This window comes from Denitrobacterium sp. (assembly GCF_056180635.1).
The window spans coordinates 1-15,191 of the sequence record NZ_JAZZJS010000052.1 but is presented as its reverse complement, the minus strand read 5'-3'; the positions used below and the strand labels follow the sequence as shown (position 1 = coordinate 15,191).

General features: G+C 62.5%; 10 protein-coding genes. 8 read left to right on the top strand and 2 right to left on the bottom strand.

Annotation, left to right across the window (positions count from 1 at the left end):
* Nucleotides 1–187 precede the first annotated feature (187 nt).
* From AC04P6_RS04875 to AC04P6_RS04840, 8 genes are all read left to right on the top strand, one after another.
* On the top strand, nt 188–1,111 hold the full coding sequence (locus AC04P6_RS04875; protein WP_475565484.1) for a DnaJ C-terminal domain-containing protein: 924 nt from the start codon (nt 188–190) through the stop codon (nt 1,109–1,111).
* Nucleotides 1,111–1,488, top strand: coding sequence for a heat shock protein transcriptional repressor HspR (locus AC04P6_RS04870; protein WP_475565483.1), 378 nt, complete (start codon nt 1,111–1,113; stop codon nt 1,486–1,488). The genes AC04P6_RS04875 and AC04P6_RS04870 overlap by 1 nt, the downstream gene beginning before the upstream one ends.
* A gap of 114 nt (nt 1,489–1,602) precedes the next feature.
* A complete protein-coding gene (gene clpB, locus AC04P6_RS04865) occupies nt 1,603–4,248 on the top strand; it encodes an ATP-dependent chaperone ClpB (RefSeq protein WP_475565482.1) in 2,646 nt (881 codons plus the stop codon).
* Nucleotides 4,249–4,386: 138 nt separating this feature from the next.
* Complete coding sequence (locus tag AC04P6_RS04860) at nt 4,387–4,524, top strand: hypothetical protein (RefSeq protein ID WP_475565481.1); 138 nt, start codon at nt 4,387–4,389, stop codon at nt 4,522–4,524.
* A gap of 3 nt (nt 4,525–4,527) precedes the next feature.
* A complete protein-coding gene (locus AC04P6_RS04855; protein ID WP_475565480.1) occupies nt 4,528–6,072 on the top strand; it encodes a TrkH family potassium uptake protein in 1,545 nt (514 codons plus the stop codon).
* Nucleotides 6,069–6,671, top strand: coding sequence for a hydrolase (locus AC04P6_RS04850; protein ID WP_475565479.1), 603 nt, complete (start codon nt 6,069–6,071; stop codon nt 6,669–6,671). Before AC04P6_RS04855 ends, AC04P6_RS04850 begins: the two co-directional genes overlap by 4 nt.
* Nucleotides 6,671–7,636: a ribosome small subunit-dependent GTPase A gene (gene rsgA / locus AC04P6_RS04845; protein WP_475565478.1), complete on the top strand. Its 966-nt coding sequence runs from the start codon at nt 6,671–6,673 to the stop codon at nt 7,634–7,636. The genes AC04P6_RS04850 and rsgA overlap by 1 nt, the downstream gene beginning before the upstream one ends.
* 117 nt (nt 7,637–7,753) lie before the next feature.
* Nucleotides 7,754–8,593, top strand: coding sequence for an amidohydrolase family protein (locus AC04P6_RS04840; protein ID WP_475565477.1), 840 nt, complete (start codon nt 7,754–7,756; stop codon nt 8,591–8,593).
* Between the two features lie 240 nt (nt 8,594–8,833).
* On the opposite strand, the gene AC04P6_RS04835 is transcribed toward AC04P6_RS04840, so the two are convergent.
* The gene (locus AC04P6_RS04835) at nt 8,834–12,226 is read right to left on the bottom strand and encodes a UvrD-helicase domain-containing protein (RefSeq protein WP_475565476.1); all 3,393 of its coding nucleotides are present in this window, start codon (nt 12,224–12,226) and stop codon (nt 8,834–8,836) included.
* A gap of 6 nt (nt 12,227–12,232) precedes the next feature.
* Nucleotides 12,233–15,076, bottom strand: coding sequence for a PD-(D/E)XK nuclease family protein (locus AC04P6_RS04830; protein WP_475565475.1), 2,844 nt, complete (start codon nt 15,074–15,076; stop codon nt 12,233–12,235).
* Between the last annotated feature and the right edge of the window lie 115 nt (nt 15,077–15,191).

Sequence of the window (15,191 nt, the reverse complement as noted above, 5' to 3'; positions counted from 1 at the left end):
CCTGCTGCGAGTGGATGCTCCTCGCCGGGCCGTGGAGTGCTTCCACGGGCGCTCGCTTCGCTTTGCGCCCTGATGCGAGTGGGTTCCGCTCGCCGGGTCGTGGGTTTGTCCCGCGGGCGAAGGCGCTTCGCTGTTCGCCCTGATGGAAGTTTTGGTTTGGTTGCGTATTTGAAAGAGGTGAAACGTTATGGCAACTCCGGATTATTACAAGACGCTGGGCGTTTCACGGAACGCATCGGCCGATGAGATTAAGAAGGCCTATCGCAAGCTGGCTCGGAAGGAGCATCCCGACGCTGGTGGCGATGAGGAGAAATTCAAGCAGATTAACGAAGCCTACGAAGTTTTGGGCGACGAGAAGAAGCGCAAGCTGTACGACCAGTACGGTACGGGCGACGCCAGCAAGATTCCCCATGGTTGGGGCGGTGGCAATCCGTTCGGCGGTGCTGGTGGCGGCTTCGGCAGCTGGGCCGATATCCTGGAAAGCATTCGCCGTGGCGAAGGTGCCTTTGGCGGCACGTGGGATTTCGGTGACTTCGGCGGCGCTCAGCGCGGCCCGCGTCCCCAGAAGGGCCGCGATATCAACGTCACGCTGAAGGTTACGTTCGACGAGGCGTTTTCCGGGTGCGAGAAGCGCGTGAGCGTGCGCGTTCCCGGTCGCGATGGCACGCAGACGTTCACGTGCAAGGTTCCCGCCGGCGCCGTCGAGGGCTCGCGCCTTCGCTTCCGCGCGCAGGGCGAACCCGGCTCCAATGGCGGCCCCGCAGGCGATCTGCTGGTCACCACGCACATCGAGCCGCACGAGCTGTACACGCGCGACGAAGCCAACGTGCTCATGGACCTGCCCGTTTCCCTTGGCGAAGCCGCTCTGGGCGCTTCGGTGGAAATTCCCGCCCCTAATGGCACCAAGGTCCGCGTGAAGGTTCCCGCAGGCGTGCAAGACGGCACGGTGCTGAAGGTGCGTGGCGCGGGCGCTCCCCGCGTGAAGAGCTCCGATTCGGGCGATTTGCTGCTCACGGTGCACGTGAAGGTTCCCCGTGAGCTGAACGACGCTCAGCGCGAAGCCCTCGAGGCATTCGAATCGGCAACGGAAGAGCAGGTGAGGACATGGTAATGGACGACCGCGATCGCCCTCTGTACATGATTTCCGTGGCGGCCGAGCTTGCCGGCGTGCACCCTCAGACGCTGCGCTCCTACGAGCAGAAGGGGCTGGTAACGCCCAAGCGTACCAGCGGCAACACCCGTATGTACTCCCAGGCCGACATCGAGCGGCTCGAGCTCATCAACGAGCTCACCGGCGAAGGCATCAACCTGGCCGGCGTCATCCGCATTCTCGACCTGCAGGGTCGCATCGACGAACGCGACGCCGAGCTCGACGCCCTGCACAAGAAGGTGCGTCGTCTGGCCGACCGCGTGCACGAGCTGGAAACGCGCGAGAGCGTTACCTCGCTCGTCGTCGCGCAAACCAACTCCCTTCGCCGTCTTCCCTGACCATGACGACACTGCGGGCCGCCCATTCGTGTGCGGCCCGTATCGCATAGACGCGCCCGCGGTCTCTCGCGCGGGCATTTCCTACATCACATAATCCTCTAAGGAGGTACGACCATGAACATGGGAAATCTTCAGAAGCTGGCCATCACCGCGCAGGAGGCGCTGCAAAGCGCGATCTCCATTGCGAGCGATGCCAACGCGGCTCAGGCCGAGCCCGTGCATCTGCTGAAGGCGCTTCTGGAATCGCAGGAAAACAACCTCAACGCCATTATCAAGCGCATTGGCGCCGATGCGAAGCAGCTGCTTCGCAATGTCGACGACAAGATCGACGCGATGCCCAAGGTCAGTGGCGGTGGCGGCGTTATGGGCATCTCGGGCATGCCTAGCACGGCCCTCATGAACGTGCTCGACGAGGCCGTAAAGGCTGCCGAGAAGATGGGCGATTCCTACGCCACCAGCGAGCATCTGCTCATTGCGTTGGCGGGCGAAAAGGGCGACGCCGGCAAGATCCTGAACGCCGCCGGCGTGACGCGCAAGAACATCGAGGAGGCCTACGACGACCTGCGTGGTGACACGCGCGTAACCGACCAGACGGAAAAGGCCCAGTTCGAGGCTTTGGAAAAGTACGGTCAGAACCTCACGCAACAGGCGCGCGAAGGCAAGCTCGATCCCGTTATCGGTCGCTCGGAGGAAATCCGCCGCACGGTGCAGGTGCTTTCGCGGCGAACCAAGAACAACCCCGTGCTCATTGGCGAGCCGGGCGTTGGCAAGACGGCCATCGTCGAGGGCCTGGCACAGCGCATCGTGGCTGGCGACGTGCCCAGTAGCCTGCGCGACCGCGATATCGTGGCGCTCGACCTTGGCTCGATGATGGCGGGCGCCAAGTACCGCGGCGAGTTCGAAGACCGCTTGAAGGCCGTGCTGCGCGAAGTGAAGGACTCCGATGGGCGCATCATCCTGTTCATCGACGAGCTGCACACCATCGTGGGCGCTGGCAGCACGGGCGATAGCTCGCTTGACGCGGGCAACATGCTGAAGCCCGCCCTGGCGCGTGGCGAATTGCACGCCATCGGCGCCACCACGCTCGACGAGTATCGCAAGTACATCGAGAAGGACGCCGCCCTCGAGCGCCGCTTCCAGCCTGTCGTCATTGGCGAGCCCACGGTGGAAGATACCATCGCCATCCTGCGTGGCCTGAAGGAGAAGTACGAAATCCACCATGGCGTGCGTATCACCGACAGCGCCCTGGTGGCAGCGGCCAACCTTTCCAATCGCTACATTTCCGACCGCTTCCTGCCCGACAAGGCCATCGACCTCATGGACGAAGCGGCCAGCCGCCTGCGCATCGAGATCGACAGCATGCCCGAGGACATCGACCTCGCCAACCGCAAGCTCACGCAGATGCAAATCGAGGAGCAGGCGCTCCTGAAGGAAGAGGACCAGGCGAGCCGCGAGCGACTGCAGGCCCTGCAACGCGACATTGCCGCAGCCCGCGAAGAGCTTGACGCGCGCAAGGCCGAGTGGCGCAACGAGAAAGACGTCATCGTGCACGTGCAGGAGCTGAAGACGCGCATCGACGACGCTCGCGCCGAGGAAGAGCGCGCTACGCGCGAGGGCGACCTGTCCTTGGCCAGCGAGATTCGCTTTGCCCGCATTCCGCAGCTCCAGAAGGAGCTGGAAGCGGCCGAGCAGGAGCTCAACGAGAAGCAGGAAAGCGGTGCCATCCTGAAAGAGGAGGTCACCGACGAGGAAATCGCCGAGGTGGTTTCCGCTTGGACGAACATTCCCGTCTCGAAGATGATGCAGGGCGAAATGGCGAAGCTCGCCGATCTGGAAGATAGCCTGCATCAGCGCGTAGTGGGGCAGGACGAGGCGGTTTCCGCCGTGGCTGGCGCCATTCGCCGCAACCGTGCGGGCCTTTCCGACCCCGACCGCCCCATTGGCAGCTTCCTGTTCCTGGGTCCCACGGGCGTGGGCAAGACGGAGCTGGCGAAGGCGCTGGCCGAGTACCTGTTCGACACTGAGCGCGCCATGATTCGCATCGATATGAGCGAGTACATGGAGAAGTTCAGCGTGCAGCGTCTGATTGGTGCCCCTCCGGGATACGTTGGCTACGACGAGGGCGGTCAGCTCACCGAAGCGGTTCGCCGTCGCCCCTATAGCGTCATCCTGCTCGACGAGATCGAGAAGGCGCATCCCGACGTCTTCAACATCCTCCTGCAGGTGCTCGACGACGGTCGCCTCACCGACGGCCAGGGTCGCGTGGTGAACTTCAAGAACGCCATCATCATCATGACGAGCAACGTGGGCAGCCAGTTCATCCGCGAGTTTGCCGAGCATGGCGACGCGAAGCAGATGCAGCAGGCCATCGACGGCGCCCTGCGCGGCACGTTCCGCCCCGAGTTCCTGAACCGCATCGACGACACCGTCATCTTCAACGCGCTGTCGCTGGGAAGCGTCGAGCCCATCGTGAACCTGCAGCTGGAAGACGTGCGTGCGCGTCTTGCCGAGCGCCGCATCCACCTGGTGGTCACGCCGGCGGCCATGCAGCAGCTCAGCCTCGATGGCTACGACCCGGTATTCGGCGCGCGCCCGCTGAAGCGCCTCATCCAGAAGGAAATCGTCGACCGCATCGCCAACGAGATGGTGCGCGGCAACGTGATGGAGGGTGCGAAGGTCACCATCGACCTGAACGACGAGCTGCGTTACGCGGCCAGCGTCGAGAATCCGGCACCCGAGGCGCCGCGCCTGGAGGCGTAGCCTTTCGCCTGCGCCCCATATGGAGACCTCTTGCAGGGGCAGGAGGGAATTACACGTAGAAAAGACCAGATGGCACGTGTGGCCGTCTGGTCTTATTCTCTCCATAACATTGGCACCGATTCGCGATAGAATGCCACCATGCGAAAGATTCAGCGCGAACAGGTAACGGGAATGGAAACGCCACTGGTAGGGGTGTGCATCCTTGTGCTTTCCACGCTGTGCTTCGTGGCAGTGCTGGGCGTTATCGTGGTTGCGGTCAAGTTCATCATCGGATAGGGCATGTGGCAGCGCTATACATTCTATGACTTCCGCGTTATTGCGCACTACCTGGGCGTTCTGCTCACGTTGGTGGGCATCGGCATGCTCGTTCCCCTTCTGGTGGCCATTGGCGCCAAGGAATGGGAGCCCGCTCATCGCTACCTCTTTTCCGTAGGTATCGCCCTCACCATTGGCTCCGCCTTGCGCATGGCACGTATCGCCCCTGGTCGCTTGAACCGCCAGCAGGCCATCGCCATCACTAGCTTCGCCTGGCTCGCCGTGGCCCTCATGGGCGCAGTGCCCCTGGTCATGAGCAATCACTACGGCTCGTATCTCGACGCTTTCTTCGACTCCATGGCGCTCTTCACCACCACGGGCGCCTCCATCATTTCGCAGCCCGACCACCTTTCCTACGCCGATAGCGTATGGCGCCTGGTGACGATGTACTCAGGCGGCTTGGGCCTGGTAGTCGTTGCCATGTCGTTCGGCGCGTTCGGCGCCGTCACCGACTCCAGCCTGTACGACTCCGAAGGCCACAGCGAGCACGTGCTTCCGAACGTCGTTCAAACGGCACGCTTCACCATCAAGCTCTCGCTCATCGTGATTGGCGCGGCGTCGGTGGTGCTCGTCGCCTGCATGCTCGCGCATGGCATGACGCTCGCGCGCTCGATGTTCCATGGCGTGTTCATGGCCGTATCCAGCTTCCTCACGGTGGGGCTTTCGCCCAACAGCACCAATGTCGCGTACTACCACAGCGTGGTCATCGAGGTCGTGCTCATGGTGCTCATGCTGCTGGGATCCATCAACTTCAGCCTGCAGAGCGAGGTGCTGAAAGGCCGCGTCGAGGCATTCTTCCACGACATGGAAGTGCGCGCAGGCGTGCTTTGGGTCATGATCATGCTCGCCATCTTCGCGGCTAGCATCGCGGGCGTGGCGCTTCTCTCCAATGCGCCTACCATGCTGCGCATGGGCCTGTTCACCTTCGTTTCCGCGTTCACCACCGCTGGCTTCGCCACGCTTACGAGCAACCAGCTCAATGCGGTATTCCCATCGGGCGCCCTGCTGGTGTTGGCCATCGCCATGGCCATCGGCGGCTCTTCGGGGTCTACGTCGGGCGGTATCAAGCTGCGCCGTATCGCCATCATCGGCAAGTCCGCAATCGAAACGATGAAGATCACCGCATCGCCCGATTCGGCGCGCATCCAGACGAGCTACTACCACATCGGCCGCATCCGCCTGGGCGCGGGCGAGGTGAAGGAAGCCATGACGGTATTCATCATGTTCGTGCTCGTGTACATCGTGGGCGCCCTGGCGGGTATCGCCCTGGGCTACGACGCCGTAGACGCCCTGATGGAAAGCATCGCCATGGCCAGCAACGGTGGCATGTCCGCCGGCATCACGAGCGCATCCATGCCCATCGCGCTGAAGCTCATCTACATCGCCGAGATGTGGGCCGGACGTCTTGAGTTCGTAACGCTCCTGGCCGTGGGCATCAAGATTTTCGTTTCCATGAAGCCGCGCCCCCGAACGGGCGCGAAGGCAGAGCGGAAGGGGGAGCGCAAGTGAGCGAGAAGCTGAAGCGCCTCATCGCGGTGCTTGCCGCCGCAGCTGTCACATTCGTTCTCATGAGCGTTCCCACCTGGACCAAGGCCTGGGCCGTCGACGCCGATGGGGAAGGCGACAACCTCATCAACACGCAGCAGATGCCCGACAACTCGTTCCTCTACGACACGAGCATCTACGACCTGGTGAACGGCGATGCCTCCATGGATAGCTCGACGGTGCAGGTTACCGGCGAGGTGGTGGGCGATGCGGTGAACGACACCGCCACCGAGTACGCCTGGATCACGCTTTCCAGCCAGGATGCCGCGCGCGAGGGAACCATTTCGGTGCGCATCGAGGAAAGCGACCTCGACCTCATCGACACGTATGGCGGCTACGATTCCATCGGCACGACGCTGCAGGTGCAGGGCGAATTCCATATCGCATGTACCGAGCACGAGGGCTCCCAGGATATTCACGCCACCACCGTCAAGGCGCTGAAGTCGGGCACCACCACGTCCGACGTGCTCGACATCAACGACTTCATCCCCGGCCTCGTCCTTTGCGCCGTGGGCGTGGTTCTCATGATCGTGTACTACTATCTGCGCGAAAGGCAGCGATAATGCGCTTGCAGGCACGTGTGGTCCAGCTGGATAGGGGCTTTCCCATGGTGCGTGCGGAAGATGGCGCGCAATTTCGTTGCAAGCATGCAACGGCCCTGGTGAAGGGCGAGAAGCATCGCGCTGTCATAGGCGACGACGTAATCGTCGAGGTCGACGAGGCGGCCGATATCGCCCAGATTCTGGAAATCCTGCCGCGTAGGTGCGCCCTGGTGCGCAAGGACCCTGCCGAGCGATCCCTTCCGCAGACGCTCGCAGCCAACTTCGACGTGGTCGTGGTTGCGCATCCCCTGTTCGAGCTGAACATCCGCCGCCTCGAACGCGAGCTGGTGCTCGCCCATGAAACGGGCGCGCGCGTGGTGGTTGCGCTTACCAAGGCCGACCTTGCCGAGGACGATGCGCAGCTCGAGGAAACCGCGCGGCTCGTTCGCGCCATTGCCACCAACGACGATACCGTGCTGGTGGTATCCGAATTTGACGCGCCAAGCGTGGAAGCCTTGCGCGCTTGCATCCCCGCAGATTGCACGGCCGTCCTTATTGGCCGCTCGGGCGTGGGCAAGTCGAGTTTGGTGAACCTGCTGGCTGGCAGCGAGGTGCAGCAGACCACGGCCGTGCGCGAAACCGATGGCAAGGGACGCCACACCACGGTGAACCGCAGCATGGTCGCCGTGCGCGATGGCGGGTGGGTTGTCGACATGCCTGGCGTGCGCGGCCTAGGCCTATGGAACGCCGATGCGGGCATCGCAGCGGCTTTCCCCGATATCGACAAGGCGGCAATGGAGTGCCGCTTCCGCGACTGCAGGCATGGCGCCGAGCCCGGCTGCGCGGTGCGCGAGGCCGTCGAGGCAGGCGTTATCCCCGCTCAGCGGCTGGAATCGTATCTGCGACTCTTCGAGGAAAACGAGCAGCAGAAGCAGCGCAACGAGGAAGCTGGGCGCATTCGCTCGCGCGGTCGTCGCAAGCATTAGTTCCGCGTTCCGTTTCTGGATATCGGAAAAAGCGTTCTTCACATACGGCGGTTTCGGTCGCGTCGCCTACTATCGCGTGGTAAAGTAGGCGACGATATCAACGCTGAAAGGACTTCCATGAGCATCACGGCACCCGACGGGTTCGTATACAGGGTCGCTGACACGCACGCCCACGTCTACAAGGAGAAAATCGCTTCCAAGGCCTCCACGGCCATCGGCGCGTTCTATCGCACCGACATGTACGAGGACGTTCCCACGGCGGCTAACCTTCTTGCCAAGGCGGGTGCATTTGGCGTCGAGAAGTTCCTCATCTTCAGCGTGGCCACCACCGTGAAGCAGGTGAGCAGCATCAACCGTTTCATAGCCGACGAAGTGGCTTCTGCTCCCGACCGATTCGTGGGCCTGGGCACTGCGCACCCCGACATGCCCGATTTTGGCGTGCTCTTTGATGAGCTGGACGAACTGGGATTGCGGGGCATCAAGCTGCATCCCGATATGCAGTACTTCAACATCGATGACCCGCGCATGATGCCGCTCTATCGCGAAGCGGCTCGCCGTGGCTTGGTGATGCTGCTGCACGTGGGCGACGAGCGCTACGATTACAGCGCGCCCGAGCGCCTGATGCGCGTGTTCGAGGAAGTGCCCGACCTGAAGGTGCACGCCGCGCATTTTGGCTGCTGCCGCATTTGGAAGCGCCGCCCGCTGGTAATCGAAGGCGCCGTGCGCGCTGGTGCGAACATCGCGTTCGACACGAGCAGCATGCTCGGTTGGGCATCGGTGGAAGACGCTCGCTATCTCGTTGATCATCTGGGCGTCGATCGCATCATGTGGGGAACTGACTATCCCATGTGGAGTCCCGAAAGGGAATTCGAGCGCTTGCTTGCTCTGGGTTACAGCCATGAGGAAAACCAGCAGATGCTCTACGGCAACTTCGCCCGCTTCTACGGCGTGGACTAACCTGTAAGTCTTTCAAAGAAAAAAAGAGAGCGCCGTCTGCAGTTCGGCGCTCTCATCTGTTTCTGAGAAGTGCGACGGGGAGGGTTTAGAGGGGGGTAGCCCCGTCGCATCAGGGACAGGTTGAATAATACGCTCCCTATTTCAAGCTGGTAAGCCCATCACGAAGCAGTCACAGCGCGTTGGGGACAATACACCTTGGGGTGTATGGTCGTTATATCACGTGTTGTACGACGTCCGCTTCTACTGCGCGATGGCTGCGAAAAGCGCGTCGAGATCGCTCGCATCGAAGTGGTAGACGACCTCTTGTGGCTGCCCTTCGTTGGCGGGGTCTTCCTGTTCCACGCGCACGAAATGCTCTTCCACGCTCGTGAACCCGGCCTGCAATGCGGCATAGGCGTAGCATTGCGCCTGCAGCAGGTGCTTGTCGTGCAGCGCCTCGTCGCTTTCCTGCGGGCTGCCACCCGTCTTATAGTCGATGATGAGGGCGGATGCCGATGGGTCGTCGTAGCAGAGCAGGTCGATTTCGCCTTCCAGGATGCGCTCGCCAATGGCAGCACTGAAGGGCACTTCGGGGGCATGATGAGCGTACGCGAAGCTGCGCTCCTTGATGTCTGAGCGTAGCCAGCGCATAAAGGCCTTGCGAAGGCGTTCGACGTCGAAAACGCCCCAAGCTGTGGCGAAGCGCTCGAGCGCCTCATCGATATCCGCTTCCGACGGTTCGCTCGTCTGCAGGGCAAGCCATTCACAGGCCATGTGCAATGCCGAGCCGAATGACGTCGCTTTGTCGGCGTCGTTGGCAGGCTGGTCGCCGCTTGCGGGCTCGATGGGCTCTGCGGGTTCGTCGGCGGGTTCCTCTTCGTGCGCATGCACAACGCCATGGGAACCTTCCGGTGCGATGGACGAGTACGAGAAGAAATCGTCGTGCATGCTCACCGCTACCGTGCGTGGTTGGGGTGGGAACGAGAACTGCGGAATGATGAGCGTTTCCTCGCGCTCTGCCTGATCGGGAGCAGGTTCTTCCACGGCACCCTCTTTGCTCTCGATGGTGCCTTCTTCCGTCTCTTCCTTGTTGGGGTCATACACCCGGTTGCGCGTGAACGCGAGCGGCTCGCTGCCGCCGTATTCCAGGGTGCAGCTGGAAGCGGGGAAGTCTGGCTGCCCAGGGCAGAGACCCGCCAGGATATCACCCATAACCTGCTTGTACGTGCCCTCTTTCGTGATCGCGTGCTTCATGCACACGATAAGGCCAGCGCTGGCACGCGTGGCGGCCACGTAGAAAAGGCGCTTCTTCTCCTCGTATTCGCGTTCCGCGTTGATGCGCTTGATGGCGCTTGCGTGCTCGAGCTGGTTCCGTGCGTCGTGGATGCTGAAATCGTCCTCTTCGCCGGACTTGATGCCGCTCGTGGAGAATGCTGCGAATACGGTGCCCTCGTCGGCGAGTACCGCGGGCTTTTCCCCGCGATCGCGCGTTTCGTAGCAGTCGACGACGGCAACGATGGGGAATTCCAGGCCCTTCGAGGAATGCACGGTCATGATGCGCACGGCCTTGGATTCTTCCGTGGAAAGCGCTCCCGGTTTTTCGCCTCCCAGCTGCGCGGCGTCGCTCATGGCCTGCGCGCAGCGGGCCATGTCGTAGCCGTTTTCGCTCGCCTTGTCGCTGACCATGCGCGCGAACTTCAGGATGTCGGCTGCTTGCGCGCGACCTTCGGCGCCCTTTGCCTCCAATCGCGAAAGCCAGCCGGATTCGACGACGGTTTCCAGGAAGAGCTTGCCCGGTTCCACGACGCCCAGCTTGTCCCAGGCATGGCGCAGCACCGTTCCGGCATGCTCCATAAGCGGGGACTGTGCCATGGGCGCACGGTCGTCGTAGAGCAGGCCCTTGGAAAGGTTCTGCCTGATGTAGGTGCCTTGCGGCTCGGTCTTGTACGTGGCCAGATACAGAAGGTCGGTGGAGGACACGGGCAGGACGTCGCTGCTGAGCACCACGAACAGGCTTTCCGTGTCATGCGGGTTGGCCAGCACCTTCAGCAGGCGCTGGCACGTGCGCACGTGTTCGCCTTCGAAGAACTTCGAGCCGCCCGTAATGACGCATTCCATGCCCTGGTCGCGCACGGCCTGGGCGTAGACGCCCGCCGCCGACGTGGCCCCCATGAGGATGACCATTTCTCCAGGGCTGTGACCTGCGTCAGCGAGGCTCCTGAAGCGCTGCGCGATGAGCTCGGCTTCCTTTTGGGTGGCGAAATCCTTCCCGCCTTTGGAGGGGAACTCGGTGAGCATGACCTCGATGCGTGGGCCTTCGCCTCTCCACGGCCTGCCTTCGGTTGCCGCCTCCAGGTCGAGGAAGTCTTCGGTGAAGTATCCCTTGCGTCCGCAGACGGCGCGCACGAATGCAAGCACATCGCCGTGGCTGCGGAAGTTGTGCCCCAGCTCCTCGCGATGGGCGGCAACGGGGGAAAGCCCCAACATGTCCTGCTTGTGGCGCAGGTACACTTCGACGTCGGCACCTTGGAAGCGGTAGATGCTCTGCTGCGAGTCGCCTACGGTGCACAGGTGCGTCTTGGCGGGGCCGGCGATTTGCTCGATCATGTCGATCTGCAGCTGGCTCGTGTCTTGGAATTCGTCCACCATGATCAGGCGGAATCGTTCGGTGTATTCCTTCGCGATATTGGGGTGCTCGCGGAACGCGCGCAGCGTGGTCCGGATGAGATCGCCCGTGTCGATGTACGCTTGCGCGGCGAGCCGGTCGTGATACGCCTCGTCGACTTCGGTGCCCAGAAGCATGAGCGCTTCCATGTGCGGCACCTGGGCTTCTGCCTTGCAGATGCCCGCGCATTCCGCAATGCAGTCCTTGAGGTCGGTGGCCTTCTTGCCGCCCAGGCCACGCTTGTTTACGCCATCCAGGATGTCGGCAAGCGCGCTCGACGAAACCTCGCCGGACTGGAGCATATCGCGCAGGTCGTCGGCGAGCTTTTCGGCGGTTTCCTTGTTCTTGTCGGTGCCGGCAACCTGCAGGTCTTCGCAGAGCCCCAGCAGCTCGCGGGCGAGCTTACCCGCGTCGGTGGCCTTCGGGCCCAGGTCGAATGCCTGGAGCCCCTTGGTCTGGCTGGCGGCCGTGTTCAGAACCCTGCCCACCATGTTGCGCACGTTGTCGATGCCGGCTTCGTTGATGAGCGCGTCGAAGCGCGTATCGCCTTCTTCGCGTATGCGCACGAGCACGGTCTCTATGGCCTGCTCAAGCGCGCGTGCTTGATCGTCGCCCATGACGAGCTTGAAGGCCGGATCGATGCCCAGCTCTAGGGCGTGCTCGCGCAGGATGCGCCCGCACATGCTGTGAATCGTGGAGATCCAGGCGGCGTCAACCTTCAGGGCTTCCTCCACCATGCCCTCCTTGCGCAGCACCTGGCGCACGCGGTCCTTGATTTCACCTGCGGCTTTGTTGGTGTAGGTGATGATGAGGGCCTGGTCGATGGAATCGAGGAAGGGCTTGCCGTCTTTTCCCGAGCCAGGCAGGAGCGACCACGCCACGCGTTGTGTAAGCGTGAACGTCTTGCCGCTGCCCGCGCCCGCGCAGATGAGCAGCGGGCCTTCGAGGTAGGTGATTGCGTTGTACTGCCCTGGTTTGTAGCCAGTCATATCCATTTATATACTCCGCTTCTCCAGGCGTTCCGTGCAGTTGCCCACGGGGCAGTACTTGCAGGCGTCTTTGCAGATGGGCTGCGCGTGGATGACGCCCTGCGCCAATTCCTCTATGCGTTGCGCAACGAGTTGCTCGCTGCGGTTGATGAGCTCGTCGAAGGTGTGGACATCGCACCAGGGTACCTGCGCGCAAGTGGCGTCGGCGTCCTTCTTGAAGGGCAGCTCTTCGAGCCCAATGATGCGGGAGTCGTAGGCGCCTTGGATTTCGCAGGTGAGCGGGTTGAGGTACAGCGTTCCTACCACCTGCAGGCCCAGCAGGTCGCGCACGACCTTCGCATACATGAGCGCCTGCATTTTGTGGGGCAGCACGAATGTGGTTGGTGCCGGTTCGTCTTTCGCGGGCTTCTCGTGCAGGCGATATGCCTTGGAGAGAGACGACTTGTAGTCGATGACGAATGCGCGCCCTTGCTCGTCGACGTCGATTCGGTCGACACTGCCGCAGATGGTGCATCCGGCATAGGTAAATGGCTCGGCATCGCCATATCGCCATTCGTAGTGCTGGGGCGTGAACGAGGGCAGCAGCATCGTTTCGTATTCCAGGTAGTCCTGCAGCATGGGTAGGATGGCGTCGCGTGCGCGGCGCTCCGATTCCGTGATGGGCACGTAGCGGCCCTTGCCCGGGCTCTTTTCGAACTGGTGCTGCGCCGTTTCCTCGAAGACCACCTGCATGAGATTGCGTGCGTCCTCGAGCGTTTCCTCAGTGACCTTGGGCGCGATGGTCTGCTGGAAGCGTGCATAAAAATGCTCCAGCGTACTATGGATGAAGTTGCCGCGTTCGACCTTGCTAAAGGATTCTTCGAGTGTGTCGAGTTTTAGGCGGCGTTTGGCGAACCACTGGTAGGGGCATTCCAGGTAGCTTTCGATTTGCGAGGGCGAAAGCGCCAGGAGGTCGCTTGTTTCCTGCCCGCGGTTCTGCCCGAGGGTGATGAAGGAGCGAGCGCTCGCGTCGATTTCTCCGATCACGGGTGCGTCGGCTTCCCGTTCGGTGGCTAGGGCGCCGTTCGTGGCGTTTGCCACGAGGGCTTCCTCGCCGCGCACCGTTGCGAATGGTACGAGCGATTGCGGAATGCGCAGCTTCTTGTTCGTGTCGGCGTCGCTTGCCAGGCTGGCCCGATAGCAATCGACGAGCTCCTCGAAGACGCTTGCGGGTTGCAGATCTTCGGTCTGGCCATCGTGCAGGGCGCGCTCGAGCACGAGCGTTTCTCGTGCCACCGAGCAAGCAAGCGCGTACGTGCGACGCATGGTAGCGAGCGGTGTGGCCGGACGTACGCAACCCCACGTGCGCAGCAGCGTGCTGAGCGCGTCTTCGGGTTCCTTAATGGGGTACACGTTGGCGCAGAGATTGCAGATGATAACGGTGTCCGCCGAGGCGGCGGGAAGTTGGGCGCAGTCTTCGAGTGAGATGAAGCGCACCGTGGCTTCCGTATCTTCGCTCGTGGAACGCGACGTGGGAATGGAGGCGCCTTCCAGCGAGCGAACGGCCTCCTGCCACGAAAGGCCCCAGCTGCTGGCTTCGCGGCATGCCTCGCGCGCCTTTGCGAGCACGGCGGGGGAGCTTGTTGCGGGTCCAACGCCATAGGCGCTGATGGGAGCTGCGTAGGCGGCAAGTACGCCGAACGCGTCGTCAATGAGCCCCTCTTCGAGCAGGCCGATGACTCCCTGCAGCGATTCGCTGGCGTTGTTGGCCAGGTTGCTAAGCACTTCGGTAGGCTGGATAAGTCGGTTGTTCCTGCGACTTTGGTCTGAGCGGAACGCCGAGACGATGTTGACGCCCGCGAAGATGTTGAGCGCGTCGTCGGCGGCCAGCAGCAGGTCGGTATCGCTTGCGTTCACGAGGCTAGCCAGGTTGAGCAGATGGCGTCCCATGGGGGTGGCGCCGAAGGGTATGCAGTCGGCGAACGAGCAGCTGATGCCCGACTCGACGAGTGCGGGAGCAAGCGCGTCGAACGCTTGCGCGGGGCTCTTGCACGCCACGATCACCGTGCCCTGCTGTGCGAACTGCTCGATCGTGGTACCGATGAGCGGCAGTTCTGCAGTGGGGCCCATGGGGAAGGCCATGCGCACGTGGCCTTGCGCTGCGATGGCGGCATCGTCTTTCTGCCTGCGATAGAGCATGCCAAGCAGGCTGCGCAGTTCGTCTGCGCGGTCTTCGTTGCCGGGTTGTGCGGCGGTGTGGAACTGGGCCGCGGCGCCAGCTGCCTCGAGCAGTTGGCATTGCGCGTGCGTGAGGTCGTCTTCGGCGATGTTCACGACAATGGGCTGATACGCGCCCAGGCTGCCATGCTGGGCAAGCAGCGCGCATGCTTCGCTTGCTTCGATGAAGTTGCGTTCGCGCAGCAGCGCTCGGTAGGCGATGACCGTTTGGGCAACGTGCAGCTCTTCGGCGGAAAGGACGCAGCCTTCCGTTGTTGCGTAGGGCATTGCCTCGGCGGCGCATCGCTCGAGGAGCTTGAGCGTTCCCTCGGTGGGGTTCTTGCTCCACACGTGCTCGTGCGCTGCCTGCCTTATGGCGAACGTGCGCGTAAGCGGGGTTACGATGGCGGAGCCGTCGCCGTGAAGCATCCAGAGCTCTTCGACCCATGCGGGTAGCGTGGTTACGCTTACGCCGAAGCCGTGGCCTTCCCGGGCGAGCGTGCGCTTCCAGGCGAGTTGCTCGGCGTAGCTGGCGCAGAGCACGATGGGGCGGCGCCCTTCTTCGCGGGCGGCCCCTATTGCGTCGATGACTGCTGCCTTGTGCTGGGCGGGCGTGTCGAATTGCTGTGTGGGTATGGTATGCAAGGAATTCATTCTGCCATTGTACCCCGTGAAGGCGTTCTCGCTGTCCCATATATGACGCATCGTCGGCTATTTCCGAGCGGCGCTGCTTGTCGAGCGCCCGTGAATCGAATATGGGTGCTTCATG

What these genes read in the sequence shown, in the direction of transcription:
- AC04P6_RS04830 (WP_475565475.1), bottom strand. Translation starts at nt 15,076, where the DNA reads ATGAATTCCTTGCATACCATACCCACACAGCAATTCGACACGCCCGCC.
- AC04P6_RS04870 (WP_475565483.1), top strand. Translation starts at nt 1,111, where the DNA reads ATGGACGACCGCGATCGCCCTCTGTACATGATTTCCGTGGCGGCCGAG.
- AC04P6_RS04855 (WP_475565480.1), top strand. Translation starts at nt 4,528, where the DNA reads ATGTGGCAGCGCTATACATTCTATGACTTCCGCGTTATTGCGCACTAC.
- AC04P6_RS04840 (WP_475565477.1), top strand. Translation starts at nt 7,754, where the DNA reads ATGAGCATCACGGCACCCGACGGGTTCGTATACAGGGTCGCTGACACG.
- clpB (WP_475565482.1), top strand. Translation starts at nt 1,603, where the DNA reads ATGAACATGGGAAATCTTCAGAAGCTGGCCATCACCGCGCAGGAGGCG.
- AC04P6_RS04875 (WP_475565484.1), top strand. Translation starts at nt 188, where the DNA reads ATGGCAACTCCGGATTATTACAAGACGCTGGGCGTTTCACGGAACGCA.
- rsgA (WP_475565478.1), top strand. Translation starts at nt 6,671, where the DNA reads ATGCGCTTGCAGGCACGTGTGGTCCAGCTGGATAGGGGCTTTCCCATG.
- AC04P6_RS04835 (WP_475565476.1), bottom strand. Translation starts at nt 12,226, where the DNA reads ATGACTGGCTACAAACCAGGGCAGTACAACGCAATCACCTACCTCGAA.
- AC04P6_RS04860 (WP_475565481.1), top strand. Translation starts at nt 4,387, where the DNA reads ATGCGAAAGATTCAGCGCGAACAGGTAACGGGAATGGAAACGCCACTG.